Source organism: Streptomyces sp. 12E (assembly GCF_055633275.1).
This window is the reverse complement of record NZ_JBVNCJ010000001.1, coordinates 6,337,509-6,362,892: the sequence shown is the minus strand read 5'-3', so window position 1 is coordinate 6,362,892 and position 25,384 is coordinate 6,337,509. Positions and strand designations below refer to the sequence as shown.

Sequence of the window (25,384 nt, the reverse complement as noted above, 5' to 3'; positions counted from 1 at the left end):
GCGGTGCCGGGACCGCGACGCCGGACCGGACGGGCCGCGCCGGTGCTGCCGGCGGCGATGCGGGGGCGGGGCAGGCCGTGGACGCGTCCGCCGGGCAGCACCGGCGGCTGAGGTCAGGGACGCGGACGGCGGCCACTCGTCGGCCTCCGTCACGACTGCCCGCCCCGGGTGGGTGCGCGTCACCGCCCGTACCCACCCGGGGCGGCGACGGTCAGGCCGTCCGCCGGCCCCGCTCCGCGTGGCCGCGGATGATGTCCGCGTACCGGTGGCCGGCGCCCTTGACGGTGCGGGCCTGGGTGGCGTGGTCGACGTGGACGAGGCCGAAGCGCTTGTCGTAGCCGTAGGCCCACTCGAAGTTGTCCAGCAGGGACCAGGCGAAGTAGCCGGCCAGCGGGGCGCCCTTGCGGGCCGCGGACGCGCAGGCGGCCAGGTGCCGGGTGAGGTAGTCCTGGCGTTCCGGGTCGTCGATCGTGCCGTCGGGGCGGACGACGTCCGGGAAGGCGGAGCCGTTCTCGGTGACGTGGAGCCTGCGGGCGCCGTACTCGTTCGTCAGGCGCAGCAGCAGGGTCTCGATGCCGCTCGCGTCGATCTCCCAGTCCATGCCTCCAAGGTGGTGTCCTACCCCTGATCCCGGCGCCCGGGGGCGCGCCCCCGACCGACGCCGACGGTCGGGGCGTGCCCGTACGGCGGCGGTGGCGGCCCCTCCCGGCTTCGTCCGCGGGAGGGGCCGCCGTTCACGCCCTGCCGTTCACGCCCTGCCGCTCACCGCGCGGACGCGGGGGCCGGCGCGGGGGCGTGGCCGGCGGGCCGGGCGGTGAAGGTGCCGCGGCCCTGGGTGCGGCTGCGCAACCGCGTGGCGTAGCCGAACAATTCGGCCAGCGGCACGGTGGCGGTGACGACCGTCGCGCCGGTCCGGACGGCCGAACCGGTCACCCGGCCGCGCCGCGCGGCCAGATCGCCGAGCACCCCGCCCACCGCGTCCTCGGGCACGGTGACCGTGACCTCGGCGACCGGCTCCAGCAGCACCATCGCGCAGGCCCGCAGGGCGTCCCGCAGTCCGAGCCGGCCGGCGGTGCGGAACGCGGTGTCCGAGGAGTCCTTCACATGGGTCGACCCGTCGGTGAGCGTGACGCGGAGCCCGGTCACCGGGTGACCGCCCAACGGCCCCTCGGCCAGGGCGTCCCGGCAGCCGGCCTCGACCGCGCGGACGTACTCCTGCGGCACGCGTCCGCCGGTGACCGCCGAGCGGAACTCGAAGCCGGGCGCCTCCAGCGGCTCGACGTCCAGCACGACGTGGGCGAACTGGCCCGCCCCGCCGTCCTGTTTGACGTGCCGGTACACGAACCCGGACACCCCGCGCCCGACGGTCTCCCGGTGACTGACCCGGGGGCGGCCCACGTTGACGCCCAGTCCCCGCTCACTCCGGATCTTCTCCACCGCGACCTCCAGGTGCAGCTCGCCCATGCCGGACAGCACCGTCTGCCCGGTCTCCGGGTCGGTGCGCACGACCAGCGAGGGGTCCTCCTCGGCGAGCCGCGCGAGCGCCGACGCCAGGCGTCCGGTGTCCGTGCCCCTCAGCGCCTCGACCGCCACGGAGACGACCGGCTCGGCGATCCCCGGGGGTTCCAGGACCAGCGGGGCGTCCGGTGCGCACAGGGTGGAGCCGGGGCGGGCGGACTTGAGCCCGACCACGGCGACGATGTCCCCGGCGACGGCACGGTCCAGCGGGGCGTGCCGGTCGGCCTGGACGCGCAGGATGCGGCCGATGCGCTCGGAGCGGCGCGCGGTGGCGTCCCACACCGTGTCCCCCTTCCCGATCGTTCCCGCGTACAGGCGCAGGTAGGTCAGCCGCCCGGTGGCGGTGGCGTTCACCTTGAACGCGAGGGCGGCCAGCGGTGCCGCCGGGTCGGCGGGCCGCCGCCGTCCGGTGCCGTCGCCCTCGTGCGTGCCGCGCACCGGCGGCACGTCGAGGGGGGACGGCAGGTAGGCGACCACGGCGTCCAGCAGGGGTTCGACGCCGCGGTTGCGGTAGGCGGAGCCGCACAGGACGACGACGGCGTCACCGTCGCGGGTCAGGTCCCGCAGGGCGGCGGTGAGCGTGCCGGTGCCGAGCGCGCCCGTGGCGCAGAACTCCTCCAGCGCGCCCGGGTGCAGTTCGGCGACGGCCTCCTCCAGCAGCCGGCGCCGCCGGTGCGCCTCCTCCCGCAGGTCCTCCGGCACCGGTGCCGGCTCGCGGGCCTCTCCCTCGTCGGTCCAGGTCAGGGCCCGCATGCGCAGCAGGTCGACGACGCCGGTGAAGGCGTCCTCCGCGCCGATGGGCAGCTGCACCGCCAGGGGTGCGGGGTGCAGCCGCTCCCGGACGGAGGAGACGGCGGCGTCCAGGTCGGCGCCGGCCCGGTCCATCTTGTTGACGAAGGCGAGGCGCGGCACACCGTGCCGGTCCGCCTGCCGCCACACCGACTCGCTCTGCGGCTCCACGCCGGCGACCGCGTCGAACACGGCGACCGCGCCGTCGAGGACGCGCAGGGAGCGTTCCACCTCGTCGGCGAAGTCGACGTGGCCCGGGGTGTCGATGAGGTTGATCCGGTGGCCGTCCCAGGCGCAGCTGACGGCGGCGGCGAAGATGGTGATGCCCCGGTCGCGTTCCTGCGGGTCGAAGTCGGTGACGGTGGTGCCGTCGTGCACCTCGCCGCGCTTGTGCGTGGTGCCGGTGGCGAACAGGATCCGCTCGGTGACGGTGGTCTTGCCGGCGTCGACGTGGGCGAGGATGCCCAGGTTGCGGACGGTGGCGAGGGGGTTGGCTTTCATCGGGTCGCGCATGGCCCGTGGCCTTTCGGGTGTTCCGGGAAAGGACGGCGCGATTCCCCTGGCGCACGGCGTCGGACGCCCCGGTGCACGAGGCGTCGGCGATCGGACGGTCAGATGTGCGTCAGGGGCGTCCGGTGCCGGCCGCGCAGCGGGCACCGGGCGGACCGGGACACCAGGATCACCACGGACCGACGGGACCGGGAACGGGGAGCGGCAGCGGTGGCGTGGTCACGCACGGCGGTCTCCCCTCACTGGTCATGGATGCGCGGCCCGACGGCGGGCGGCGTCTGTGCGGTGAGTGTAGGGAGGAAGGAGCGGGCCGGGCCACGCAATATCGGTGTCTCACATAGTGGTACGAGATTTCTGGCCAGTGAGATGTCTGAGATCGTTGCATGGCCCACACGGTTCGCGCGGCCTCCCGCGAGGGGGGACGGGTGGCGCCGTGCGGGCGGCCGGCGTACGCCGCCGGTGACCGCTCCTCCCCGGAAAGACCGTGAAATGCCCGCACCAACCACCAGCCAGGCCCCGGTTCCCGTCAACTCCCGGTCCCGGGTCCTCGTCGCGAGCCTCATCGGCACGACGATCGAGTTCTACGACTTCTACATCTACGCGACCGCCGCCGTCCTGGTCTTCCCCAAGCTCTTCTTCCCGAGCAGCGACCCGACGACGGCGCTGCTGTCGTCCTTCGCGGTGTTCGGCGCCGCGATGGTCGCCCGCCCGATCGGCGCCGTGGTCTTCGGGCACCTCGGCGACCGGCTCGGCCGCAAGGGCACGCTGGTGGCGTCGCTCCTCACCATGGGCATCGCCACCTTCCTCATCGGCGTGCTGCCCACCTACGCGCAGGCCGGCTGGGTCGCCACCGCGCTGCTGGTGCTGATGCGGCTCGCGCAGGGCTTCGCGCTCGGCGGCGAGTGGAGCGGCGCGGCCCTGGTCGCCACCGAGAACGCCCCGAAGCACAAGCGCGCCCTCTACGGCACGTTCCCGCAGCTGGGCGCCCCGCTCGGCTTCATCATCGGCAACGGGCTCTTCCTGATCATCGGCGCGCTGCTGCCGTCCGCGGCGGGCGCCGACCCGTCCCAGCCCTCGGACGCCTTCCTGAGCTGGGGCTGGCGCATCCCGTTCCTGTTCTCCGCGGTGATGGTCGCGATCGGCCTGTGGGTGCGCATGCGCCTGGTGGAGGCGCCGGTCTTCTCGAAGACCCGCGAGGCCGGGCTGGTGCGCAAGCTGCCGCTGGCCACCGTCTTCCGCAGCCACTGGAAGCAGCTGGTCCTCGGCACCTTCTTCATGCTGGCGACGTACGTGCTCTTCTACCTGATGACCACGTTCTCGCTGAGCTACGGCCGTACGCCCGAGGACGACGCCGTGCCGGGCCTGGGGTACAGCTACACCACCTTCGTCCTGATGATGATCTTCGGGGTGCTGTTCTTCGCCGTGTTCACCCTGGTCTCAGGACCGCTCGCCGACAAGTACGGCCGGCGCTCCACGCTGATCGCGGTCACCGCCGGGATCCTGGTCTTCGGACTGGTGTGGGTGCCGCTGATCGGCCTGGGCACGCTGGGCGTGGTGCTGTGGCTGGTGCTCGGCTTCACGCTGATGGGCATGACGTTCGGCCCGATGGGCGCGCTGCTGCCGGAGCTCTTCCCGACGAGCGTGCGCTACACGGGCTCCGGGATCTCCTACAACGTCAGCTCGATCCTCGGCGCGGCCGTCGCCCCGTTCATAGCGGTGGCCCTGTGGGAAGCCGGCGACGGCTCGCCGTGGCTGGTCGGCGTCTACCTCTCCTCGATGGCGCTGCTGACCCTGGTCGCGCTGCTGCTGGGCAAGGAGACCAAGGACGTCGGCCTCGACGAGGGCGAGACCCCCGCCGCCCCCGAGCACGACGAGGCCCCCGCCGCCACCGCGGCCCCCTGAGGAGCCGTCCGGCGGCCACTCCGAGGCCCTCCGCCCCCGTGCAGCGGGCGCGGAGGGCCTCGGCGTCTTCGGCCCGGCCGGCCTGCCTCCCGCCGGACGGCACGGAAGCGTCCACGATCACCCGTCGACGAGCGGCGGAGGGAGCTTGATTCGGCGCCGGCGCTCACCGGCCGGGGCAGCTCGGTCCGCACCGACCCCGGCTTGCGCACGGCCGGGGTCGGCACGTCGAGCGCCTTGGCGAGCTGGGGCACGAGGCGGAAGCGGGCCGTGTGGTACTGGAACGCCGCCTTGCCTTCGCCGGTCCGGCACGGGGAGCCCGCCGGGACGGCGCAGGTGGACATCGGGCAGGCGTGCGCTTCCGCGCGCTTGAAGTCGTCGCTCACGACCCCGGGCTGCTTCATGAGGGCGTTTCAAATGCCCAGTCGTTTGCAACAACTCATGAAACATGATCGCCGCAGGTGGACCGTCGGGCGGGGCGCTGTCTCACAGACGACCACCTATGAAACGCGGGCGCTGCGCCTGGCCGCGGTCGGCGTCGGGTCACCACTGGGTGATGAGCGACGTGTCCGGTCCGTGCTGCCGCCAGGCTTCGGTGAGGCGGACGAGGCGGGCGGGGCGGCGATGCCGCGCACGGTTGCGATCTTGCCGCCTGTGATGTCGAACGTCACCGAGCCGACGACACGGTCGCCGACCACCGCGACGATGGCGGGGGTGCCGTTGAGGAGCGCGTAGTGGATGGCGGGAGCCCCACCGGCGAATCGCCGCTTCGCGGACGTGGGCTTGAAGCCGGCCCGCGCGATGGCGGCGATGCGCTGCGGAGTGCCGAACCGCAGCAGCTTCTCCGTCAGGCCGGCGCCGTCGGAGATCGCGGTCGCGTCGTCGGTGAGCAGCGTCACCAGCCGTTCGGTGCGGCCCGAGGAGGCAGCGGCGAGGAATTCCTCGACGATCCTGCGGGCGGATGCCGGGTCGGCTTCGCCGCCGCGGCGGCGCGCGGCGATGCGGCGCCGGGCCCGGACGGCTTCGACGCTGGTGTGCTCCAGGACGGTGATGCCCAGCCGGTCGCACGCCCGGCGCAGGTGGCTGCGGGCTCCGGCGGAGAGCCGGCTGCCCAGCTCGCCGCGGGCGATCAGCGCCACCGACAGGCCGGGCCGGGCTTCGGCGATCTCGGTGGCGGTCTCGATGCCGGTCAGCCCGTCGCCGACGACCACCACCCGCCTCCGCCCCGCCCGCCCAGGCCGTCCAGGCGCTCACGCAGACGCAGCGCCGAGGGCCTGGCGGCGACGTCGAAGGCGTGCTCGGCCACGCCGGGGACGGCGTGCTCGGCCACGCCGGGGACGGCGTGGTCGGCCACGCCGGGGACGGCGTGGTCGTCGCCGTGGCTGCCGAGCGCGTGCACGAGCGTGTCGTAGCCGAGGTCGCCGCCACCGTCGGCGTCGGCCACCGCAACGACCCGGCGCTCGGGGTCGACAGCGGTCACCAGGGCCACGCGCAGCCGGATCCCCGTGCCCGCGAAGACATCGGCGAGCTGCGGAGCCTCGATGTCCCGGCCGGCCGCCAGCTGGTTCAGCCGCAGCCGCTGGACGAAGTCCGGCACGGCGTTGACCACGGTGATCTCGGTGTCCGCCGAGGACAGCCGACGGGCCAGGTTCCCGGCCACGTAGGCCCCGGCATAGCCGGCGCCGAGCACGACGATGCGGTGCTTCATGTGATGCTCCTGTCGGTTCGCTTGCTCCCGGTGACTTGAGCGGAGCAGCGCCCCGATTGCTGACAGGAACCGCATGCGACACGGGTCACAGAGTGACAGGAGCGTCGCTCAACGATGCTCGCGACGCCGAGGCGGCGCAGATGCCGGCCGAGCTGAACGAGGTGATCTGACGCCGGTGACGGCACAAAAGCCGTCCGAACCTTCTGCCTGACGGCTCCTCAGCGACTTCCCGTATTCAGGTCTTCCCGGAATTCACTTGCCTAGTAGGGAAGTTGCTGCCGGACCTTGTGCACTCGGGTAGGGAAACAGTGGAAGTCTCACCATGGGGACGGGCCGTGAAAAGCGTCGTCCGCTTTCCCCGCAGAGCGGGTGAGGGCTGGCGGCGGCGGTGCGGACGGTGGCCGTGCCGGCCGGCACGGCGTCGTGGGACGCCGCGGGGGCTTCCGCCCGCGAGTGGCGCACGGCCACGGTGGCGTACCTGGCCGAGTTCGAGGCGCTGGCCGAGGCGTACGGCCGCATCAACGGGCCGACCGACGAGGCCGCCCGCGACTGCCGCGCCCAGGCCGCCCGCTGCCGCGGCGAACTCGGCCAGGTGACCGAGGCACTGGCGGAGCTCCGAGCCGTCCTCGAGGTGGAACGGGCCGTCGAAAGCGACCTCAGCGACGCGGCCGTGGAGCTGCGCCGTGACATCGGCGTGCTGCTGATCGGCCAGGGCGACCCGCAGGAGGCCCTGGCCTGCCTGGAGGCCCTGTACGAGGACGTCGTGCTCGTCCACGGCCCGCACCACGACGTGGCCGTCGAGGCCGCGGAGGTCCTGGACATGCTCCGCCGGGAACTCGACGGCGCGTGACCGGGCCCCGGAGCCGCGCCGGGAAGGCCGATCGGCGGAACCACCGCGGCGAACACCGCCGTCACAGCCTGCACTTCCTCGCTCCGGCCGAAGAACTGCCGCCTCGGGGAAGCCGTGTGGTGCCGGCCGACGTGGATCGGTGCGCCCGTTGTCAGAGGCTGCTGGCAGTATCACCGCCGTGAACGCCACCTTCACCACCCCGCCGCGGCCGGTCGACGTGACCGCGCTCTTCCCTCAACTGGCTCCGCTGGCACGCACGGCGACCCGGCTGCACCCGCGCCCCGGAGCGCCGACCGTGCACGACAGTTCCGTCGGCGGACCGTTGCTGTGGCCCGCCGACGAGCCGTGGCCGTACTGCGACGAGCCGCACGACAGGCACGCGACGCGGACGGTCCGCTCCCCGGACGACATCCGGCTCCTCCGCCGCGTCCATGCCGCAGCGGCCGAGCGGCTGCGCCTCGACCCCGAAGCACCCGAGCGGACCCCCGAGGAACTGGCGACCTGGGAGCGGATCAGGGTGGGCCGCCCGTGGTTCGACGGCCCGATCCCCCTCCTGCCCGTCGCCCAGCTCTACGCCCGCGACATCCCCTTCCCCCGCCCGACCGACGCCGACCTCCTCCAGGTCCTGTGGTGCCCCTTCGACCACGCGGAACACCCCCACCCCAGGACCGCGCTCTTCTGGCGCTCCTCCGCCACCGTCACCGACGTCCTCGACGCACCGCCCCAGCCGCCGGTCATCCAGGACGGCTCCTACCTCCCGGAACCGTGCCTGTTCTCCCCGGAGCAGGTCACCGACTTCCCCCACCCCAGGGAGCTGGACGAGGAGCTTCGGGCCGAGCTGGAAGACGCGAGCCGCTGGGGGACGATCGACCCCGCGCGGTACGGCATGGACGATCTGGGCGAGCTCTATCTGGGCGGCCTCTCCACCGCCCCCGGCTGGAAGACCGGCGGCTGGACCGGCTGGGGCGACATCGACCCCGTCGACCGCCCCTGCCCCGAGTGCGGCACCGAGGCGGTCCCGCTCCTCACCATCGCCTCCTCGGAATGGGACGGCATCGGCGCGTCCTGGATCGCCGAGGAGGAACCGGCGAACCCGGCCCCGCCTCCCCTGGGCGCCCGGGACGGCAACTTCACCCTGATCGACATCGTCGGCGGCTACCACCTCCAGCTCCACGCCTGCCCGGCCGACCCCTCCCACCCCCACATCGAACTGGTCCAGTGAGCCCTCGGGGAATCCCTCCGCGCCGCCGCGTGCGCCACGACCGGCACCGCGACCGACTCTTCCGCCGGCGGCCCCGGCCAACCACCAGACGGCCCAAAGACGCCTCCGGGCAGCCGGGAACTCGGCGGTGGGTGACCGGGGAACCCGGACGGCAGCCGCTGAACGAACGCCCGCGGCCCGAGGCCACGCCGGGACGGCCTGAAATCCCGGCATGCCGCACCTCGCCCTCGGCAAGGCCTTCTGCCAGCAGTTGGAGAAGCTCGAGAAGCACGTCAGGAACGGCGTCTTCGACGCCTGGGAGAAGTTCGAGCAGCTCACCCTCGACCAGCTCTTCAGGGACCCCGGCCGGAAGCCGGAATCCCTCAAGGGCGCCAGGGACCGCCAGATCCGGACCATCCGGATCACCCAGGGATACCGCGGCGTGGTCCTCGCGCCCGAGACCGGCGACATCTTCGTGCTGCTCCGGGTCGGCAGCGAGCGCACCTTCAGGAGGTCTTCTCGTGCCCCCGCTCCATGACTTCGCCACCTGACAACCCCTGCTGCGCCTGTTGCACGCCGCCCGCACGGAAACCCTCTCCGCTCCCGGCGGTGTCCGGCCGCATCTGATCGGTCCGGACCCCTCCGCGGAGCCGGGTGTCGCGACCGCGCACCGGGGCACGCTCCTCCTCGTGGACGGGGCACTGCCCGAGCCGGTGCGCCGCCTGCCCGATCCGATGCCGGGCGCGGTGCCGGCTCCGTCCGCGGACGGGGAGCTGCTGCAGCGCACTCTTCGCGAACGGCTCCCGGACGCGGTGGGCGCCTGTGCGGGGGCCGTGCCCACCGGACTTCTCGCCGCGGGCGTCGAGGCCCACCGGCAGCGGGACAACCCGTTGGAGACCATCGCCCTCGCCAACGAGGTCCCCGCCCCGTACGGCCGGCCGCCGATCACCGGCATCACGGTGCTGGAGGGAGCGGCGCGTACCGGAAACCGGAGCCCGTCTCCGGACTCCCGAGGGGCCTGGGGCGGTGAGGGGCACGGGGCGGCGGGGGCGCCCCGGGACCTACAGGATCTCGACGGCGCCCGGCGGGACCGGGCCCTCGCCCGCGTAGGAGTCGCCGCGTGGTGCGGACGGGGCGTCGTCCTCCGCGACGGTCAGCGTGGGCCAGGGGGCGGCCAGGGTCGCGTCGTCCAGGGGGAGGCCGAGGTGGTCGAGGACGAGGGCGACCACGGGGGCGATGCCGAAGCCCTCGTGCTCGGCCAGGACTTCCTGGACCCTGTCCCACCAAGGGCCAAAGTGTTCGGGCCGGGGTTGTCCCGGGCCGGGTTCGAAGTTCTCCAGGCACCGGCCGTCGCGCCAGTACTGGAAGACGGCGAGGCCCTCGGTGGACAGGACGCCGTAGGTCTCGGTACCGCGGGACAGCGCGGCGAGGACTTCGGGCCACGAGCCGATGACGCCGTCCTCCTCGACGCAGAACGTCCAGTCGCCGAGCTGTCCTGCCCGCAGGAGCGACACCGCTCCGTCGGCGAACTGACCTGTGGACAGGTCGGACGCGGCGTCCGCGTCGAGCAGGCGGGAGCGGTCCGGGTCGGCGCCGTAGCGGGTGAACACCTCGACGGGGTCCAGGCCCCGGGTGAAGGTGACGCACACCTGGTCGCCCGCCCAGTCGAGCGCGTCCGCTGCCATGTTCCGTCCCGTCTGCCGGCTCTGCCCACCGGATCGTGTCCACCGGGCCCCGGTCCGTCAAGCGAACGGCTCCGTCCCGTCATCGGTGGCAGCTGATGACCTGCGGCAGTTCCTCGAGCTGCTGGAGCGACCCCTGGCACGGCTCGTCGCCAACGGCGAGCAGGGACGCCTTTGACCAGTGCCTCAGCAGTTCATCGTGTCAGCCGCCACGACTCCGCAGCTGACAGCCCGGGAAATGGGGTGCCGTCGAATGAGCCGGGTGACAGGTAAGCGATATGACGGAGAGTCTTGAGTATTCCGCCCTGCTGCGACTGATCGACGAGCGGTCGGCCGCGTTCCGGAGTGCGGTCGCCGCCGCGCCCGGCCTTGACGCGCCGGTGCCGTCCTGCCCCGAGTGGACGTTGTCCGATCTGGTGCAGCACCTGGGCACGGGCCAGCGCTGGTGGGCCGCGATCGTCGCCGCGGGCCCGGCCGAGGCTCCGCCGGCCAAGGACGCCACGGAGGCGCCGCGCGAGCTCGAGGCGCTGCTGGCCTGGTACGCCGAGTCGAGCGAGCTGCTGCTGCGTACATTGCGTGAGGTCGGCCCGGAACGCGAGTGCTGGACGTGGTGGAGCGCCGGCGTGTCACCGGCGAACGCCCGGGGCGTAGCCCGGCGCCGGGTGCACGAGGTGCTGGTGCACACCTACGACGCCCAGCTCGCCGCAGGCGCCGTGCAGCCGATGCCGGCGGACGTCGCGCTCGACGGCGTGGCCGAGTTCCTCGACACCTGCAACTCCACCCCGGTGGCCTGGCCGCACGAGGCCGCCACCATCCACTACCACGCCACCGAGGGCCGCTCCTGGCTCCTCACGCTGGACGGCACCGGCGCCTGGCCCGCACCCCTCACGGACGACGCCGCACCCGCCTCCGCTTCGGCCACGGGCACGGCCGAGCAGCTGCTCCTCTTCGTCTGGGGCCGCCTCACGCTGAGCGATCTGAAGATCGAGGGCGACCAGCGGGTGTTCGAGCAGCTGATCGCCTGGGAGCCCGAGGAGTAGCCGGTCGATACCGCCGGCGGACGGCCTGCACAACCCGTTGAGCCGGTAGCGCAGTCGGAGCCGGCGGAGCAGTCGCCTCCGGCCCGAACGGAGCCCACTCCCAGAGCACGTTCTCCGACTCGCCAGGCCGACACGACGGGAGCAACTACGACAACCTCTCGCCAGAGGGGCAAGAGGCGCACGACACGCTGAACTGCGCCGATGTACCAGGCCACAAGAAGGGCAGCTGCGACGAACCCCACCGGAGGTGCAACCTGGACGGTGCTCAGATGGTCTCGTCCGGAGGGATCCGGTTGGCTTGTCAGATGGCCGACGACGCACGGTTGCGCTGGCTTCCTTGAGACCCCGTGAGCCCATGGTTCACGAAGTCGGCGCTTCTTCGGGAGAACTGTCGGCCTCGTGAACCGCCCTACGCCTTGACTCGACCAGCCGTGAGACGGCCGGCTCACGGAGGCACCGCACTCACGTGGCCTCGGGCAACGCCGACCATGCCTCCGAGCCGACCTCCAGCACAGACCCGCCCTGCGCCACGCGCCTGGAGTCACGCACATGCACACCGACAGCCGTGAGGGCCCTGACGGAGCCGGTGGATGATCTCGACGAGCTCCGGTCTCAGCCGCATCCAGGCACGGGAGGTACGGATCTCCTCATCGACCTGGTGCATGAACCAGCGCATGACCTCGTACGGGACGTCCTCGTGCCCTGCGTGCGGGTTGAAGCACACCGTCGGTTCCCGTGCCGGATCCTCGTCGGGGACGATCGCGGTCACGAGAGCCCGTCGCCCGGCCACGAGATCCAGTTCCAGATACCAGGCGTCGTCGGGCACGGAGTACATCGCGGTGATCGCGTAGTCGCCGGCGGGGTGTCGAAAGACCATTGCCGCATGCTGCCACGCCGGGCCGAGGAGGTGCCTCCCTGAAATATGCGGCCCGACGCCTCTACGCCCGGGCCGGGCAAGACCCTGAGGCCATGACGGACACCGCAACCGCACGGTCCGGCCGGGATGGCGTCCGACCCCGCCGACGCGACCACGTCCTCACCGTGGAGAAGACCGCGACGCGCTACGCGGACTCGGCACAAGCTCTGCTGGAGCACGCCGCCGAACAGCGTCTTCATCGAAACCGATCGACCGGGACGCACCGTGAAGGAAATCATGGGCGAGTGACGACGCCCGGAGCGGCGGCCGGCAGACACCAGGAGGCGCCATGACCACCGGGAAGCGGACGGGCACATGCCGAGGTTGTCACCAGGAGCGCGTGCTCACGGAAGACGGCACGGTCGTACACCACGAGCTCGCCCCCCTCGGGGCCTGCGACGGCTCCGATCACCACCCTCTCGGTCCCAACCCCCTCGGCTGCACCTGGGCCGCGAAGTACCGCGTGGATGGACGTGACCACTCACGCATCCCCTACTACGCGGATGAGGGCACCTACGCCCTGCGCGGAACCCTCTCCGAGGCACACGCCGAGGCCGAGCCCCACATCCGGGCTCGTCTCGCCGAGTTGAACAACACCACACCCGACAGGATTCACAGCCTGAGCTTCAGCATCCGCCCAGTCGCCCATCAGGAGGGGCCGAAAGACCCCTACGGTGTGTACACCAAGCCGGTTCCCGAGTACACGATCCGCAAAGGCTCCCGCGGCGACAACGGGATTGCGGCCCACTATTTCTGAACCGCGCTGAACCGTCGCGGCTCACGTCTACGACACGGGCCCGGGCTGTCCGTGCGCACACCGTGAACGGCGACGTCGAACGGGCGATGAGGCCCCGGAACAGTCCGGCGGCGCCCTCGGCGAGGCACCGGAGGGTCACGCGGGCGACCGCCCGGATGCTTCTGAAACCGTGACTCGGTCGAGGCTGCGGCCGAAGCCCTCCGTCTCGCGGCCCGGCCGTTTCCTCGGCGGTGACCACTTCCAGCTTCGTCGGGACCTCACGGGCTGGGCCTGACCGCCGGTACCCCGCCCCCGGTACGGGGAAGCCCGGGCCGGATCAGACGCCGGACAGGGTTGTCGCCACCGACTGGAACCAGGCTCCGTAGGAGAACGGCTCCGGCGGGCCGACCTCCATGCCGAGTTCCGCGGCCGCCAAGGCGTAGTCCGCTTCGTCCAAGGGGAGGGCGAGCAGCTCGTGGAGTTCGCCCACGAGGCGTGCGACCAGGTGGGGGTCGGTGGTGGCGGCGTAGTCGGCGACGGCGGCGTCATGGTCGGGGAACTCGTCGGCGATGTCCTGCGAGAACCAGCCGCCCAGCAGTTGCGCCGTTTCCGGGAAGCGCGCGTGCCACTCCCAGTGGGTCGCGGGCACGGCCGGGGACGGGACCGCTCCCTCGGTGACGCTGTGCTTGATGTGGTCGGCGAGACAGCGGAGCCACTGCTGGATGTCGCTCTCGGGCAGTCCCACGTCAGGGACCGCGTAGAACTCCCCCAGACTCAGGCGCAGCCGTCCGGGCGGGTGCTCCGCGTACTCGCGCAACTGCCGTTCGGCGACGGCCAGCGCCCACGGGCGGGTGTGCCAGGTGTGCCGTAGGTAAGCGGTCAGGGCCAGACTCGCTCGCTCCGGTGTGTCGTCGGCCTGCTGTCCGGCGTAGGCGCGGATCACCTGGTCCAGCTCGCCGTAGCGGCGGTCATGCTCGAGAGGGGTCAGGGGCATGGGTGTTCAGCCTCTACTGGGTCACAGATAGATGGGGAACGTGGAGTGCACCACGAATCCGTGGGGACGGGACGCGTCGCGTCTAAGGATCACTCGCGCGGCCCGCACGTCGACGGGATCCCGCCCTGCCAGCATCATCGCCTGGAGGAGTACCTGACCGACGGGCTCGGGACGGGAGGGCCAGGAAGCCTCGATGGTCAGTCGTGACCTCGTGGATCGCGCCAGCCAACGGTGAATGACCTGCTCATTCGCAGTGACGACCCGCTGGGTGGCCCACTGAGCCGTTTCGCGGTCGGGGTAGGTCGCGCTTCGGGTACGCATCACAGTGGGCCCCTCACCTGGCATCGAACGACCAGAAGACGCCGACCTCTTCCGATGAGACGACGACGAACCCGAAGTCGCCGATGAACTCGGTGAGAGGGTTCCAGCCGGTAACCCCGTTCGTGAGATCCGGTGACGGGGTTTTCCGCGCTTCGGAGACGTTGCTGTAGCAGGAGATTTGGTCTCCGTACCGGTCGAGCACGGTTCGGGCGTCAGCGAGTGCCGCCCTGGTCTGTTCCTCCGTTCCGGCCGGCCCCCATTCATATGTCATCTCGACCAAGAGGCGAACGGCTGTCTCGGCCGTTACCGAGTACAGCCGACTGCCCAGCCCCTCCTCGGACAGAGGGACGAAGGGATAACAGGGTCGGCTCCCGGTCCGTTCCTCTTTTTGCTTGTCCCAGTCCAAGGTGATCCATCCGCGAGGATCGTCGACCTCCCGGTTCATCACCGCCAGCGCGTCCCTTTGCCAGCCGGCGAGGGTCCTCGGGCCGGTTGCAGCGAAGGTGTACACGTCATCCAGCAGCCGCAGGACGGCGTCCTCCCATGTGGCTTGGGTCATGGTGCGCATTCTCTTTTCGAACGGATCGGTCATAGCGCCGGCATGGACGTGACGACAACGAACGGCGGATCAAGGTTGGGATCGTACTTCAGGCGCGTATCGATGTTCTTCACCTCAATGGATTTGACGTTCATTCCTCCCTCCTTGAAACCCGTCATGGGATCGGACGGGTCGTACGGCTGCTTCCTCACACTGATACCCGTGACTTCTCCGTTGGGTCCTGGGCCGACGAATTTCTTGTACGGACTACTGGGGTCGGGTGGACCGTCCAGCCACGCCTTGATCTCGGCGGAATGGGCGTCGATGTTGTACTGCGTGTACCGTTGCGCACTCTTCAGATCGGTGAAGCTCGAAGCCCCCCCGATGCTTGGTTTCCCGTGCACCCAGGTCCCGCCCGGAGGGTCGCCCTGGTCACGAAGGCGCTGAGCGAGTTGCTCCGAGCTCTTTCCGACGTGCCTGTCCAGGGTGTGTCCGTTCTCAAGCCATTCGCTGCTCGCCAGATCAATGCGGTAGACGCCGTTCTTGGTGTCCTCCGGTTCGGTCCAGCGATGTTCGGTCTTGAATTCGTTGAGCGCCCTCATGCCGAAGCCCTGTGCCCGCGCCTCCTGGGCCTCGAACTTCGGGGCGCTCCGGTGTGCCTCGTCCAGGGGGCCCATGAGCGCGTCGAGTTTCGGGACGAGCGCGTCGACCCGTCGGTTGTACTCGGTGACGATCGCGTTCAGCTTGGCGGTGTCCATGTTCAGGACGATGCCCTGGCCCAACTGGGACGCACCCTTCGCAATACTCTTGCCCAGGCCTGTGACCAGGCCCTTGACGTCGTCCATGCCGACGCCGTCCTTGAGGTTGACCTCGACCTTCGGTATCGCGTCGCGCACGGCCTCGATATAGACGTCCCACACCTCGCCGTTGAGGTAGACGGCCGCCTCGGCGAATTCGTAGAGGAGATCGCCGACTTTGCGGGCCGTGTCGAACAGCACGGTCATCACAGGGTGGGTGGCGGTCTGCGAGGAGGAGCTGTCGTGTTTCCACTCGTAGTTCTCGCGGTTTTGGCCCCAGGACGTCGTGCCCCACAGCGAACTGCAGAAGTGGCGCATCGCGTCGTACCACTCGCTGTGGCTCTGCCGCGTGATGCTGCCGACGTTCCCGGTCAGACCCTGCTCCGCCGTCGAGAGCGGAACGGTCGCCGCCATCCACGCCTGGGACAGCGAGTTCAGGTAGTGCTGCTGCGGAAACGGGTAGACCTCGGCGACCTTGCCCATCCGGAAGGCGTGTTTCACCACCGGTCTCAGTACGTCCCGGACCGGCTCGGGCACCCACTCGAGGACCCTGCGGATGAAGTCGTCGCCGCCGTCGTCGTCGCCCCACTTCAGGTTCGTCACGGGCCCGTAGACGGGTGCCTTCTCGATGACCTTCGGCGGCGGCTGGACGGCCGGTTTCGCCTTCCCCTTGGGGTCGTTGGCCGCCTCGGCCTTCGCATAGGTGTTGGCCGTCGTGGCGAAGCCGACCGCCGCGCCCCCGATGCTGACGACGCTCCTGGCCCACACTTCGAGGAAGCGGTTGCCCACCTTGACGTACGACGTCGCGAACGCCTGGGGCGAGGTGCCGTAACCGCCGGCGTCCGGGTACTTGCGCAGATCCTCGAGCAGACTCTTGGCGCCCCTGTCCATCACCGTCTGCTGGCTCGCCACACCGCCGGAGACGCGGTGGAGGTCGGTCGGCCTGACGTCGATGGTGCCGTTCTGGCCCGCCGGTGACGGTGTCCCCATCAGCCGGCTCCCCAGCCGCGCAGCACCGCCTGGTGTGCCGCCGCGTAGTTGACGTGGCTCGTGGTCACGCACTCGTGCAGCCACTTCTGGGCCGCCTGGAGGTCCTCGGCCGAGCGGTCCCACTCGTCGAGTTTGTCGACGAAGACCTCGCGGGCCTCCCCCTTCCAGGACAGTACGACCGGCAGGACCCGGTCGTGGAGGTCGTCCAGACTGCCGTTGAGTTTCTTGAGGATGTCCTCCAGTTCGGCGGCGAGCTCGCGGAGGGTGGCGAAGGAGACGGTTATGTGGCCGTCGTCCGCACTCCCGGTCGGCATGGTTCCCCGTTTCGTAGGTGTCGTCGCGGTCGCGGCAGGGAGCCTCGGAGGGGCGTCGGAATCAGAACGAGTCGAGGCTGCTGCGCGGGTGGGCGGGAGCAGTCGTCTCCGGGTTCGGTGTGGACAGTTTGTCGACCTCGCTGCCGATGTCCACCGGGATGCTCCGCAGCCGGGCCATCACGTCCAGTTCCCGCTCCGTGAATCCGTCCCGGCTCAGGCGTACGGCCTGCTCGAGGTGCCGGATCACTTCTCGGATGCGCACGGCGTCCTCGGCCGCCGCCCGGTGGAACTCCCGGTACGCCGTCGCCGCCGGGCCCCGCCAGCCCGCCTCGATGCTGTCGACGATCGCGTCCATGCGTTTGACCTGCTTGTTCAGGTAGTCCTGCATGTCGTCGAGGTCGTCAGCAAGTTTGGTGAGGTCCTGGCTCGACACCGCCAGGTCGACGCCGCCCTCCTGACCCGCGCCTCCCCCCTGCACGCCCATGCTCCGTCCCTCCGCCTCCGTGACCTCAGCATGACAATGCCGCGTGTACGCGGTGATCCTAACCATGCGCTTCCCCGGGGCCGGAGTCCGGGATCCGACCAGGTGGGCACCGTTGTCCGAGGTGGGCGGTACTTCTGATGCCGATCGTCACGGTGCCCTAGCCGGCTGTCACGGCGTCGCGTGCCCGGGGGGCGCGGTAACCGTCCTGTCCGAAAGGTCCTCGTGAAACCCACCCTGACCGCCGCGCAGCTGCGCGGCAGTCCGACGCAGTACCTCACGACGACGTACGCCCTGGCCCGTCCGGCGACAGATGTGTGCAGTCGCGCCAGCCGGGCAGGCCGATCACGAGCTCCAGGGCCTCGTCGACGCTGGAGCCGATGATCCCCGCGGCGCCCTCCGAGTCGGCGTAGGGCACCGAGCCGTCCGCACACACGAAGTACGTGCCGCCGGTGTCGTCCCCGGCCACAGGCTCCAGCGGCCCGCCCGAGGCGAGGCGGACCTCCTCGACATGGCCGTGCGCGGCACGGTCCAGGTCGAAGACGAAGGGAATGCCGGCCAGTTCGACCAGGCGGCGGTCCCGCCGCAGCAGCCGTAGCGCGCGATCGGTCATGTCACGGAAAGCAACACCGTCCACCGACCGCGGACTCGCGGCCTCTGCGGGAGGCCACGCGTACAGGCGTCATCGGGCACGGAGTGCATCGCGCGGACGAGGGTGCGGGCGGCGATGTCGGTCGCGCCCGTTCAGCCGGCCGAAGCGTGCTGTGTCGCCTCGCGTGCTTCGGTGAGGGCTCGCTGCCGGATGTCGCCGAACAACTGGATCGTGGTGGCGGCCAGGATGTCGTCCCCGCCGATGGTCCGCCCGTCCCCCCTGCGGGTGGACAGGGCCAGGAGGGGATCCTTGAGGGGCGGGGGCGGGACCGGTTCGCCCGGCATCACCAGGACGACCGTACCGAAACGTTTGACCCCGCCCTCACGGACGACCATGGCCGCGTCCCGGGCGAGGTCCGTCAGGAACACGCTCGCGATTCCGTCCAGGTCGCGGACCATCGCCGGAACGGCCGTCACCCCCCGGCCCCGCAGCAGCTTCCTGACCCCCGCCTCGAACCTGTGGGCGCCGACCACAGCACTCGGTCTGCGCGACCTGCTGCGCCTGGGAGGAAGCACGACGACACCCTCGGCGTCGTACCGGACACCGGTCAGGCCGCGGAACGTCGGGCTGTGGTCGTACCACTCGCTCCCCACCTCGACCTCGACGTTCCGGTCGATCGCCGAGAGGAGGTCGCCGGGAACCAGCTTCTTCCGGGCCTCCTCCGCCGCCGCTCCCCTCGCGCCGTCGATGATCTCCGTCAGCACCGTCCGCGTCACCGACGCGGCGGCCCACGCCGCCGACCGGGAGACGTGCATCGAGGTCACGTCCCTGAACACCGCTTTGACGAGAGGAGGCTTGAACGGCGGGACGTCCATGACCGAGCCGGTCCCGGGACCGCCGCGCTCAGGGCGTGCCGGCTGTGGTGTCATCGGAAGAACGCTCCCTGCCGTCGGAGTTGTCGCAGGCCCACACTTCACCACACGGGCCCGCCCTCTTCCCCCGTCCTCCGTCGAAGCGGCACCCGGTCCAGGGCCGTGTGTCCCGCGCATCCGATCGGCATGACCTGAATGACCACGTTCCGCTGTCGTGGCTGATCAAGGCCGGCCAGTTCAGGACCCCGGACCACACCGTGCTTCGCGCGGGCCTCGATCGTGCCGTTCCCGCCCCGGAGCTGGAGGTTGATCACGGTCGGACCCTGTGGTCTCGCGAACCGGCCCCGATGGCAACACCGCCACCCGGCACGTGCCCGGCGCCGTCACCGCACGCGGCGCGGACACCCGTTGGCGGGACCGTCGGCCCAAGGCCGTCCCGCACATGCCGAACCCCCACTGCACTCCCCATCGCCAGACCGTTGACCAGGACGCATACAGAAGTCCTGCTGGAGTATCAACCCGGCCGCACAATAAAATTCCAGGCAGTGAAGCCGGAACTTCACCTTTTGTTAAAACATCAAATTTAAGCCACCTTCTTAGGCTTAGTTGGCCATGGCATTCACTGGCCGGAAGTGATCGTTGACATCAAAATTTCCTCATGATTCCCTATCCGCTGTCATGTGCACGAACACGCATTGAGCGGAGCATCGTGAATCACAGACGTAGATGGTCCCTGGCGCTCGCGGGAGCGTTATCGCTCCTACTCCTGCATAATCCGGCGGCTGCCGGTATGCAAACACACAACGAATCTTCAGCACTCCCAGCGAGGACCAGCCCTGGCGATACAGGGACGCAACAAGCTCCCGTAGGGTCGGAAACCCTCAAGGTCAAACCAGTAGAGGAGACGTGCTCCCCGGTGACTCCGGAGTCACCGGATGCGCGCGCCGGGGCGGTGGAAGCCTGCACGGCCATCACGCCCGCCGCCTTGCCGACTCCCTCTGCCGCCAAGGCGCCCGGAATTGCGGCCACGCAAACGGACGGGGACGAGGGAGGGTCCTGCTCGGTCTCGAGACCTGGGTACTGGGCTTTCGAGCGGTTGACCAACTGCCTCCGTGAAATACAGATCACGTTCACCCTTCGTGGGGAGCAGCAGGAATTCCTGGGAACGGCATTCCTTTATGTCAGCTCGCACGCCGAGCTGAACCCTCGCTCGGGTACTTGGAGTGAGACCATATCGGTTGAGTTCGCCGAGCCCAAGGGGGAGGTCCAGAGCCTCAATGTGGTGGCTGATGTGACGTGTACCTCGCTGTGTGAAGCAACGCAGAAGCATCCGTGGCAAGGCGCAAAAACCTAGTTGACAACGGGGTGCTGGCCATCGGGTCGGTGACGTACCGAGATGTCCCCGCAGTCGATAAGGTCGACTTCACGACCACCAAGTACCACCTGTACATCACACACACCGGATCCACACCCACGAAGCCCAACGTGAACTGGGACCATCCGAAGCAGGTCCGCTGCAACACCCATCTCACGGAACTCGGAAATGAGAGCGCCGGGTGCGTGGACAACACCGCCCCGGAACAGCCGGCCCTCGAACTTCCGATCAGCGAGTGGGGCGCCGCGGCCGCCACATACGGGTGGGCACAGCACAACCTCCCGGGCAAAAAGGGCCTCGTTGGCGGCAACCCGCTGCACCAGACCAAGGACGGCGATGACAGGCGCAAGATAACGTGCGCGAAATTCGAGAAAAAGCCGGAGATTCCTGACGACTCCTGTGACGAGTACCCGTTCGCCTCGACCAAGGAAGGCGGACAAGAGGCAGTCTTGTGCGCCGAGATCCAGCCTGTGCGCCAGGAGGACGGCAAGTACAAATTTTTCGAGGCGTGGAATGACAGGACGGTAGCTTATACCGAACCCTGCGTGCGCAGCCACGTCAATCTTCTCGAGAACACGAATGCTGGTGGCGAGTACGGCCGGTATGTGTCAAAATGGCGCCTGATCGAGGGAGACGCATTCCACCTCGACATACCGGACTACTTCGACATGGTGGTCGACGCCACGTAACACCGCGTCCACACCGGACCGCTTCAACAGGGTTGAGAACCATGCCGGTCTCGCCTTTCATGAAAGGCGAGACCGGCAATCGCAATGAAAGGAAGAATGATGCCCAGTTCTTGGCGCCTTTCAGATTCTGAAAACTTCTGCCTGAGCCTGACCTTACACAAGAGCCCCGAAGAAGTGATGGAAATCTATGGGGCCGACTTGAACAGCGCTCGCTTGATGCACGCAAAAAACATTCCCGATGCCCCGCCGCTGGGTACCGTAATTTGCGCCGGACAGTTGGGTGAATGGTCCTTCTGCATCGAGTTCGAGGACTTCATTGGCTCCACAAACAAAGTCATGCGCGACCTGTCACATAAGACCGAATCGATAATATTGTTTCGGACCGCGAAGGCCCTGAAATCCTTCCAATACGTGACGGACGGAAGAATCGTCGAGCAGTTCGAGCCGGGATTCCCGTCCAGCGTTCACGGCGAGAGTTCTCATGCATTCGCGGAACAAGTGCACGCACTTACCGCCGCAAGTACGCGCCCGATAGCGGCCTCTCTAGAGGTCATTGCCCGGTATACTGGACACGAACTCACTGCGGAGCAGCTTCACGGACCGCTGCTCACCACGGTCATTGAAGAGCCTGACCGAGTTGCCCTCCGCTACCCGGATCCGCCCTTGCAATATCCGGAGGTTCCCCAAAGGAGTTCCCGACGGACCGGCCGACCGTTGGGCCGCCTGCCGTAGCCGTGGCGGTCCCGGCCCGCCGCTCGCCTACGCCCTCAGCCTCGGACCGTATGACTATCTGTGCGCCTTGGGGAAGAACGAGCGGGTTACCGAGCGAGACATCGTGGGCGGCATCAGGCAAGGCCGCACTCCACGCAGCCAATCTATCTGTGGTACCGGATCCCCACCGGAAATCCGGCCGGCTCGGTCCACTGCTATCCCTTTCCTGCGCTACACCGTGGTCAGCGGTGACGTCCACTCCATCACCAGGCAACAGCCCGACACAGCCACTACCGACGACGATCCGACCACGAACCTGCTGGATAGATCACGAAGTGACACTGGAGTACTAGGACCAAAGGCCGGTGGCGGTTCCGGCCGCGGGGGCAGGCAGGCCGGGACGGTGCGTCCGTACCGTGGAGGTATGCCTGAGATCGCACCGACGAAGTCATTCGACCTCGACGCCTACCTGAAGCGGATCGGGTGGGAGGGCGAGCGGCGGGCCGACCTCGCGACGCTGCGGGGCATCCACACGGCCCACGCGCTGACCGTCCCGTTCGAGAACCTGGACCCCGTGCGGGGTGTGGTCCCCTCCCTCGACCCGGCCGACCTGACGGCCAAGCTCGTGCACGGTCGCCGCGGGGGCTACTGCTACGAGCACAACACGCTGTTCGCGGACGCCCTGGAGGCGCTGGGCTTCCGGGTGACCCTGCTGGTCGCGCGAGTCGTGGTCGGCACCGACCGCTTCGAGAGCCGCCCGCGCACGCACATGGCGCTGCTCGTCGAGGTCCCCGGCGAGCAGCGGCCCCACCTCGCGGATGTGGGATTCGGCACGGTCGACGCCCTGCTGGAGCCGGTGCCGCTGGTGGCCGGCACGGAGTTCCACGACGCGGGCCGCCGGCACCGGCTGGTGCACGCACCGCATGACGGCCCACTGGAGATGTGGGTGCTGGAGGCGTACGGCACGACCGGGACAGACGGAGCGGACGGCTGGGAGGCGCAGTACGCCTTCACGGTGGAGCCCTTCAAGCAGCCCGACCTCGAGGTCGTCAACTGGCACATCGCCACCCACCCCCGCTCCCCGTTCAGCCGCCGTCCCTACGTCCAGCGCCTCACCCCCGGTCGCCACCTGCTCCTCGACGGCCGCCACCTCACCGAGACCCGCGCCGACGGCACGGTCACGGAGCGGGAGTTGACCGACGAGAGGGAGGCACGACGCCTCCTCGACGAGGAGTTCGGGATCGACGTACCGGATGGCGTCCGGCTGCTGGGCCGGCCTCGCGCTTCACGAGGCGGGGTGTCCGCGGCCTGATCGAACAAGCGGGGAGTGCTCCCGACCCGCAACCGTGGGACGTGTCGAGGGCCCTGTCGGCTGCGCGGAAGGAAGCACTCTCCAGGTGAAACACCGTGTCGGGTCGTACCCGCGTGTCCGCATCGAGGGCGGCGGCCGGGCAGTGGTCCCCCAGGCCGGGGGCGTGCTGCTGGTCGAGGCCGTCCGCGGGGCCGCCGAGACGTCGTTCCCGTCGGTGCTGACGGCCCCCGCCGGGGACTGCCCGGCCATCCGTCGGTCACGGGTGGGATGAGCCCGCACGGCTCAACCGACACCGGGCGCTTGGCTTTCCGGCAGTACAGGCAGTACACGTCTCGGCTGTCGCGGAGGCCCGCACGCGTCCTCAGTCGGCCTCCCGCACGCGGGCGGCGGTCCGCTCGGCGAGCTCGCGGACACCCTTGGCGGCGTTGTCCGAGAGCTCGCCGAGTACGGCGTCGGCGGCGGCGAGGAGGGCGCGGGCTTCCTCGGGGCGGCCCGCGTCGGCCAGGGCGAGGGTGAGCCGGTAGTGCTCCTCGGCGATGAAGCGGCCGAGGTTGACCCGTTGCCAGTGGCGCAGTGAGTCGTCGCCCGGAGTGGCCAGGGCGTCGCGCACGGCGGCCAGGCTGTCCACCGCCTGCGGCAGCCGGCCCGCCTCCCGCTCCAGGCGGGCGAGGGTGCGCCGGGCCGAAGCCCGGTCCCACGCCGTCTCCTGGAGGGCGGCGTACAGGCGCTGGGCGCGCAGCGCCTGGGGAAGGTCGCCGAGTTCCTCGAAGTCCTGGGCGAGCCCGCTCAGCGGAGCCGTGGCCAGGGTGTGGGGCGCCCCGGGGCGGCGCAGTCTGCTCTGGTCCATGACGATGTCGTCGAGTTCGCGGATCAGCGTCACCCGCGCGAGTTCCGTCATCCCCTGGTCCCGCGCCAGGTCGGTCCAGGTGGAGACCGGCTCGTCCGACGGGTCGGTCCCGAACATCGACTCGTCGAGCTCCCGCGCCCACTGTCGCAGCTCGTCCGCGCTCGCACCCGGTTCCGGCACACCGCCCAGGCCGCACGCCGTGTCGAAGTCCGTCTCCCGGACCTCGAGCAGCAGCGGCAGGTCTGCGGTGTCCCCGTGCAGCCCCACCAGCACGGCCGCGAGCCGCAGTTCGTCCGTCATCGAGGACCGTGTCTCGTGCCGCAGCAGGTGCCGCAGCAGCTCCAGGTCGCCCTCGGCGCGGTCGAACTGCGCGGCCCGCAGGGTGATCCGGCGCCGGACCGGGTCCTCGGCGATTTCACGCCATGCCGTGCGGTCGCCCTCGCGCAGGCGGGCGAGATCGGCGCGGCCCGCCGCGAGCACGGGCTCCCACAGCGGGGGCCCGGCCGGGCCCAACCGGTCGTACGCGCATCCCTCGTCCGCGTTGAGCAGGACGAAGTCCGGCTCGGTGCGCAGCAGGGCGGCACGCAGTCCGCCCACCAGCTCGACCGGGGAGCGCTCCGGGAAGCCCAGCGCCGCACGGAGCCCGGCCCGCTCCTCGTCGATTCCGTAGTACTCACGGATCTCGTCCTCGGTCTCCGCGACGCGCGCCAGGATCCTCTCCTCGCCGTCGTCCGGCGACAGACGTGTGCAGTCGCGCCAGCCGGGCAGGCCGATCACGAGCTCCAGGGCCTCGTCGACGCTGGAGCCGATGATCCCCGCGGCGCCCTCCGAGTCGGCGTAGAGCACCGAGCCGTCCGCGCACACGAAGTACGTGCCGCCGGTGTCGTCCCCGGCCACAGGCTCCAGCGGCCCGCCCGAGGCGAGGCGGACCTCCTCGACATGGCCGTGGGCGGCGCGGTCCAGGTCGAAGTCGAAGGGGAAGGCGGCCAGTTCGGCCAGGCGGCGGTCCTGCCGCAGCAGTCGTAGCGCGTGATCGGTCATGTCACGGAAAGTAACACCATCCGCTGACCACGGACTCGCGGCCCTTGCGGGAGGCCATGGAGTCGCCGCCCTCCCCCCAGCGGCGCGGACCGTCCTCCACCGAACCGGCGCGTGGGGCGGGTCGCGGAAGTGCCGGCCCCCGCCGCACCACGATGTCCGATTGCCGCCGGCACGATCCCGTCGCGGTGCGCAGGCTGGTGCCATGACGATGCCATCCACCACGGAGTCGGCGACGGTCCTCGCCGGCATGTATGCGGCTGAGGCGGAGTACCTGGCGGCGGGAGGCCCCGGCGAGGCCTCGTTCGATCTGCTCGCGCCCTTCTTCGCGCCGGACGTCGAACTGCACCAGGCGGACGCGCTGCCCTACGGGGGCACGTGGCGCGGGCACGACGGCCTGGCGCGGTTCTTCCTCAGGATGGGAGAGGTGTGGGAGGCGTTCGACATGGTGGAGCAGGAGTTCCTCGCCACCGGTGAGACCGCGGTCGTGCTCACCCAGGTCCGTGCCCGCGCTCGCGCGACCGGCCGCGAACTCGGCTTCCCCATCCTGCAGACGATCACGGTCAGGGACGGGCGGATCACCGAGGTCCGTCCGTTCTACTGGGACACGCGGGCCGTCGCCGAGGCCTGCGCCGCGCCGGCGCCCACGGACTGAGGCCGGCAC

Annotated in this window: 20 protein-coding genes and 6 pseudogenes; 11 read left to right on the top strand and 15 right to left on the bottom strand. The window is 70.2% G+C overall.

The window, feature by feature from the left end:
* Positions 1-211: 211 nt before the first annotated feature.
* A pseudogene (locus ACZ8ZB_RS29235) lies at positions 212-673 on the bottom strand (family 1 glycosylhydrolase); the annotation flags it as partial.
* An 89-nt stretch (positions 674-762) separates the two neighbouring features.
* Positions 763-2,808, bottom strand: coding sequence for an elongation factor G (gene fusA / locus ACZ8ZB_RS29230; RefSeq protein WP_470740608.1), 2,046 nt, complete (start codon positions 2,806-2,808; stop codon positions 763-765).
* A gap of 498 nt (positions 2,809-3,306) precedes the next feature.
* Here fusA and ACZ8ZB_RS29225 point away from each other — a divergent pair, with 498 nt between their 5' ends.
* Positions 3,307-4,719 carry an MFS transporter gene (locus tag ACZ8ZB_RS29225; protein WP_470740607.1) on the top strand — a complete coding sequence of 471 codons (1,413 nt, stop codon included), beginning with the start codon at positions 3,307-3,309 and terminating at the stop codon, positions 4,717-4,719.
* 224 nt (positions 4,720-4,943) lie between these two features.
* Here the strand turns inward: ACZ8ZB_RS29225 and ACZ8ZB_RS29220 are convergent.
* Positions 4,944-5,120, bottom strand: a pseudogene (locus ACZ8ZB_RS29220) (zinc finger domain-containing protein); the annotation flags it as partial.
* A gap of 139 nt (positions 5,121-5,259) precedes the next feature.
* Positions 5,260-6,424 (bottom strand): annotated as a pseudogene (locus tag ACZ8ZB_RS29215) (FAD-dependent oxidoreductase).
* Positions 6,425-6,821: 397 nt separating this feature from the next.
* Here ACZ8ZB_RS29215 and ACZ8ZB_RS29210 point away from each other — a divergent pair.
* From ACZ8ZB_RS29210 to ACZ8ZB_RS29200, 3 genes and pseudogenes are all read left to right on the top strand, one after another.
* Positions 6,822-7,274 (top strand): hypothetical protein, encoded by a 453-nt coding sequence (locus ACZ8ZB_RS29210; RefSeq protein ID WP_470740606.1) that lies wholly within the window; start codon positions 6,822-6,824, stop codon positions 7,272-7,274.
* 178 nt (positions 7,275-7,452) lie between these two features.
* Positions 7,453-8,496 carry a hypothetical protein gene (locus ACZ8ZB_RS29205; RefSeq protein WP_470740605.1) on the top strand — a complete coding sequence of 348 codons (1,044 nt, stop codon included), beginning with the start codon at positions 7,453-7,455 and terminating at the stop codon, positions 8,494-8,496.
* Between the two features lie 211 nt (positions 8,497-8,707).
* A pseudogene (locus ACZ8ZB_RS29200) lies at positions 8,708-8,965 on the top strand (DNA helicase UvrD); the annotation flags it as partial.
* Between the two features lie 571 nt (positions 8,966-9,536).
* Here ACZ8ZB_RS29200 and ACZ8ZB_RS29195 read toward each other — a convergent pair.
* Positions 9,537-10,160, bottom strand: coding sequence for a DUF6461 domain-containing protein (locus tag ACZ8ZB_RS29195; protein ID WP_470740604.1), 624 nt, complete (start codon positions 10,158-10,160; stop codon positions 9,537-9,539).
* A gap of 275 nt (positions 10,161-10,435) precedes the next feature.
* Here ACZ8ZB_RS29195 and ACZ8ZB_RS29190 point away from each other — a divergent pair, with 275 nt between their 5' ends.
* Positions 10,436-11,197, top strand: coding sequence for a maleylpyruvate isomerase family mycothiol-dependent enzyme (locus ACZ8ZB_RS29190; RefSeq protein WP_470740603.1), 762 nt, complete (start codon positions 10,436-10,438; stop codon positions 11,195-11,197).
* Positions 11,198-11,771: 574 nt separating this feature from the next.
* Here the strand turns inward: ACZ8ZB_RS29190 and ACZ8ZB_RS29185 are convergent.
* Positions 11,772-12,074, bottom strand: a pseudogene (locus tag ACZ8ZB_RS29185) (hypothetical protein); the annotation flags it as partial.
* Between the two features lie 379 nt (positions 12,075-12,453).
* Between ACZ8ZB_RS29185 and ACZ8ZB_RS29180 the strand changes: the two are divergent.
* A complete protein-coding gene (locus tag ACZ8ZB_RS29180; RefSeq protein WP_470740602.1) occupies positions 12,454-12,870 on the top strand; it encodes a hypothetical protein in 417 nt (138 codons plus the stop codon).
* A 316-nt stretch (positions 12,871-13,186) separates the two neighbouring features.
* Here the strand turns inward: ACZ8ZB_RS29180 and ACZ8ZB_RS29175 are convergent, their stop codons facing one another.
* The 8 genes from ACZ8ZB_RS29175 to ACZ8ZB_RS29140 all read right to left on the bottom strand — a co-directional run bounded on the left by ACZ8ZB_RS29175 (position 13,187) and on the right by ACZ8ZB_RS29140 (position 18,805).
* Complete coding sequence (locus ACZ8ZB_RS29175) at positions 13,187-13,843, bottom strand: contact-dependent growth inhibition system immunity protein (protein ID WP_470740601.1); 657 nt, start codon at positions 13,841-13,843, stop codon at positions 13,187-13,189.
* Positions 13,844-13,864: 21 nt separating this feature from the next.
* Positions 13,865-14,164: an RNase A-like domain-containing protein gene (locus ACZ8ZB_RS29170; RefSeq protein ID WP_470740600.1), complete on the bottom strand. Its 300-nt coding sequence runs from the start codon at positions 14,162-14,164 to the stop codon at positions 13,865-13,867.
* A gap of 13 nt (positions 14,165-14,177) precedes the next feature.
* Positions 14,178-14,756: a hypothetical protein gene (locus ACZ8ZB_RS29165; RefSeq protein WP_470740599.1), complete on the bottom strand. Its 579-nt coding sequence runs from the start codon at positions 14,754-14,756 to the stop codon at positions 14,178-14,180.
* Positions 14,753-16,489 (bottom strand): RNase A-like domain-containing protein, encoded by a 1,737-nt coding sequence (locus ACZ8ZB_RS29160; protein WP_470740598.1) that lies wholly within the window; start codon positions 16,487-16,489, stop codon positions 14,753-14,755. Before ACZ8ZB_RS29160 ends, ACZ8ZB_RS29165 begins: the two co-directional genes overlap by 4 nt.
* Entirely contained in the window at positions 16,489-16,803 is a 315-nt protein-coding gene (locus ACZ8ZB_RS29155) for a WXG100 family type VII secretion target (protein ID WP_470740597.1), read from the bottom strand. Before ACZ8ZB_RS29155 ends, ACZ8ZB_RS29160 begins: the two co-directional genes overlap by 1 nt.
* Positions 16,804-16,864: 61 nt before the next feature.
* A complete protein-coding gene (locus ACZ8ZB_RS29150; RefSeq protein ID WP_470740596.1) occupies positions 16,865-17,287 on the bottom strand; it encodes a WXG100 family type VII secretion target in 423 nt (140 codons plus the stop codon).
* Between the two features lie 274 nt (positions 17,288-17,561).
* A complete protein-coding gene (locus ACZ8ZB_RS29145; RefSeq protein ID WP_470740595.1) occupies positions 17,562-17,897 on the bottom strand; it encodes a hypothetical protein in 336 nt (111 codons plus the stop codon).
* Positions 17,898-18,028: 131 nt separating this feature from the next.
* Complete coding sequence (locus ACZ8ZB_RS29140; RefSeq protein ID WP_470740594.1) at positions 18,029-18,805, bottom strand: hypothetical protein; 777 nt, start codon at positions 18,803-18,805, stop codon at positions 18,029-18,031.
* 1,275 nt (positions 18,806-20,080) lie between these two features.
* On the opposite strand from ACZ8ZB_RS29140, the gene ACZ8ZB_RS29135 reads away from it, so the two are divergent.
* From ACZ8ZB_RS29135 to ACZ8ZB_RS29120, 4 genes and pseudogenes are all read left to right on the top strand, one after another.
* The gene (locus ACZ8ZB_RS29135; protein WP_470740593.1) at positions 20,081-20,812 is read left to right on the top strand and encodes a NucA/NucB deoxyribonuclease domain-containing protein; all 732 of its coding nucleotides are present in this window, start codon (positions 20,081-20,083) and stop codon (positions 20,810-20,812) included.
* A gap of 99 nt (positions 20,813-20,911) precedes the next feature.
* Complete coding sequence (locus ACZ8ZB_RS29130; protein WP_470740592.1) at positions 20,912-21,544, top strand: DUF6461 domain-containing protein; 633 nt, start codon at positions 20,912-20,914, stop codon at positions 21,542-21,544.
* Positions 21,545-21,947: 403 nt separating this feature from the next.
* Positions 21,948-22,835 (top strand): arylamine N-acetyltransferase family protein, encoded by an 888-nt coding sequence (locus tag ACZ8ZB_RS29125; RefSeq protein ID WP_470740591.1) that lies wholly within the window; start codon positions 21,948-21,950, stop codon positions 22,833-22,835.
* Positions 22,836-22,920: 85 nt separating this feature from the next.
* A pseudogene (locus ACZ8ZB_RS29120) lies at positions 22,921-23,058 on the top strand (IS1380 family transposase); the annotation flags it as partial.
* Between the two features lie 138 nt (positions 23,059-23,196).
* Here the strand turns inward: ACZ8ZB_RS29120 and ACZ8ZB_RS29115 are convergent.
* Entirely contained in the window at positions 23,197-24,723 is a 1,527-nt protein-coding gene (locus tag ACZ8ZB_RS29115) for a hypothetical protein (RefSeq protein ID WP_470740590.1), read from the bottom strand.
* Positions 24,724-24,925: 202 nt separating this feature from the next.
* Between ACZ8ZB_RS29115 and ACZ8ZB_RS29110 the strand changes: the two genes are divergently transcribed.
* A complete protein-coding gene (locus ACZ8ZB_RS29110) occupies positions 24,926-25,375 on the top strand; it encodes a nuclear transport factor 2 family protein (RefSeq protein WP_470740589.1) in 450 nt (149 codons plus the stop codon).
* Positions 25,376-25,384: the final 9 nt, after the last annotated feature.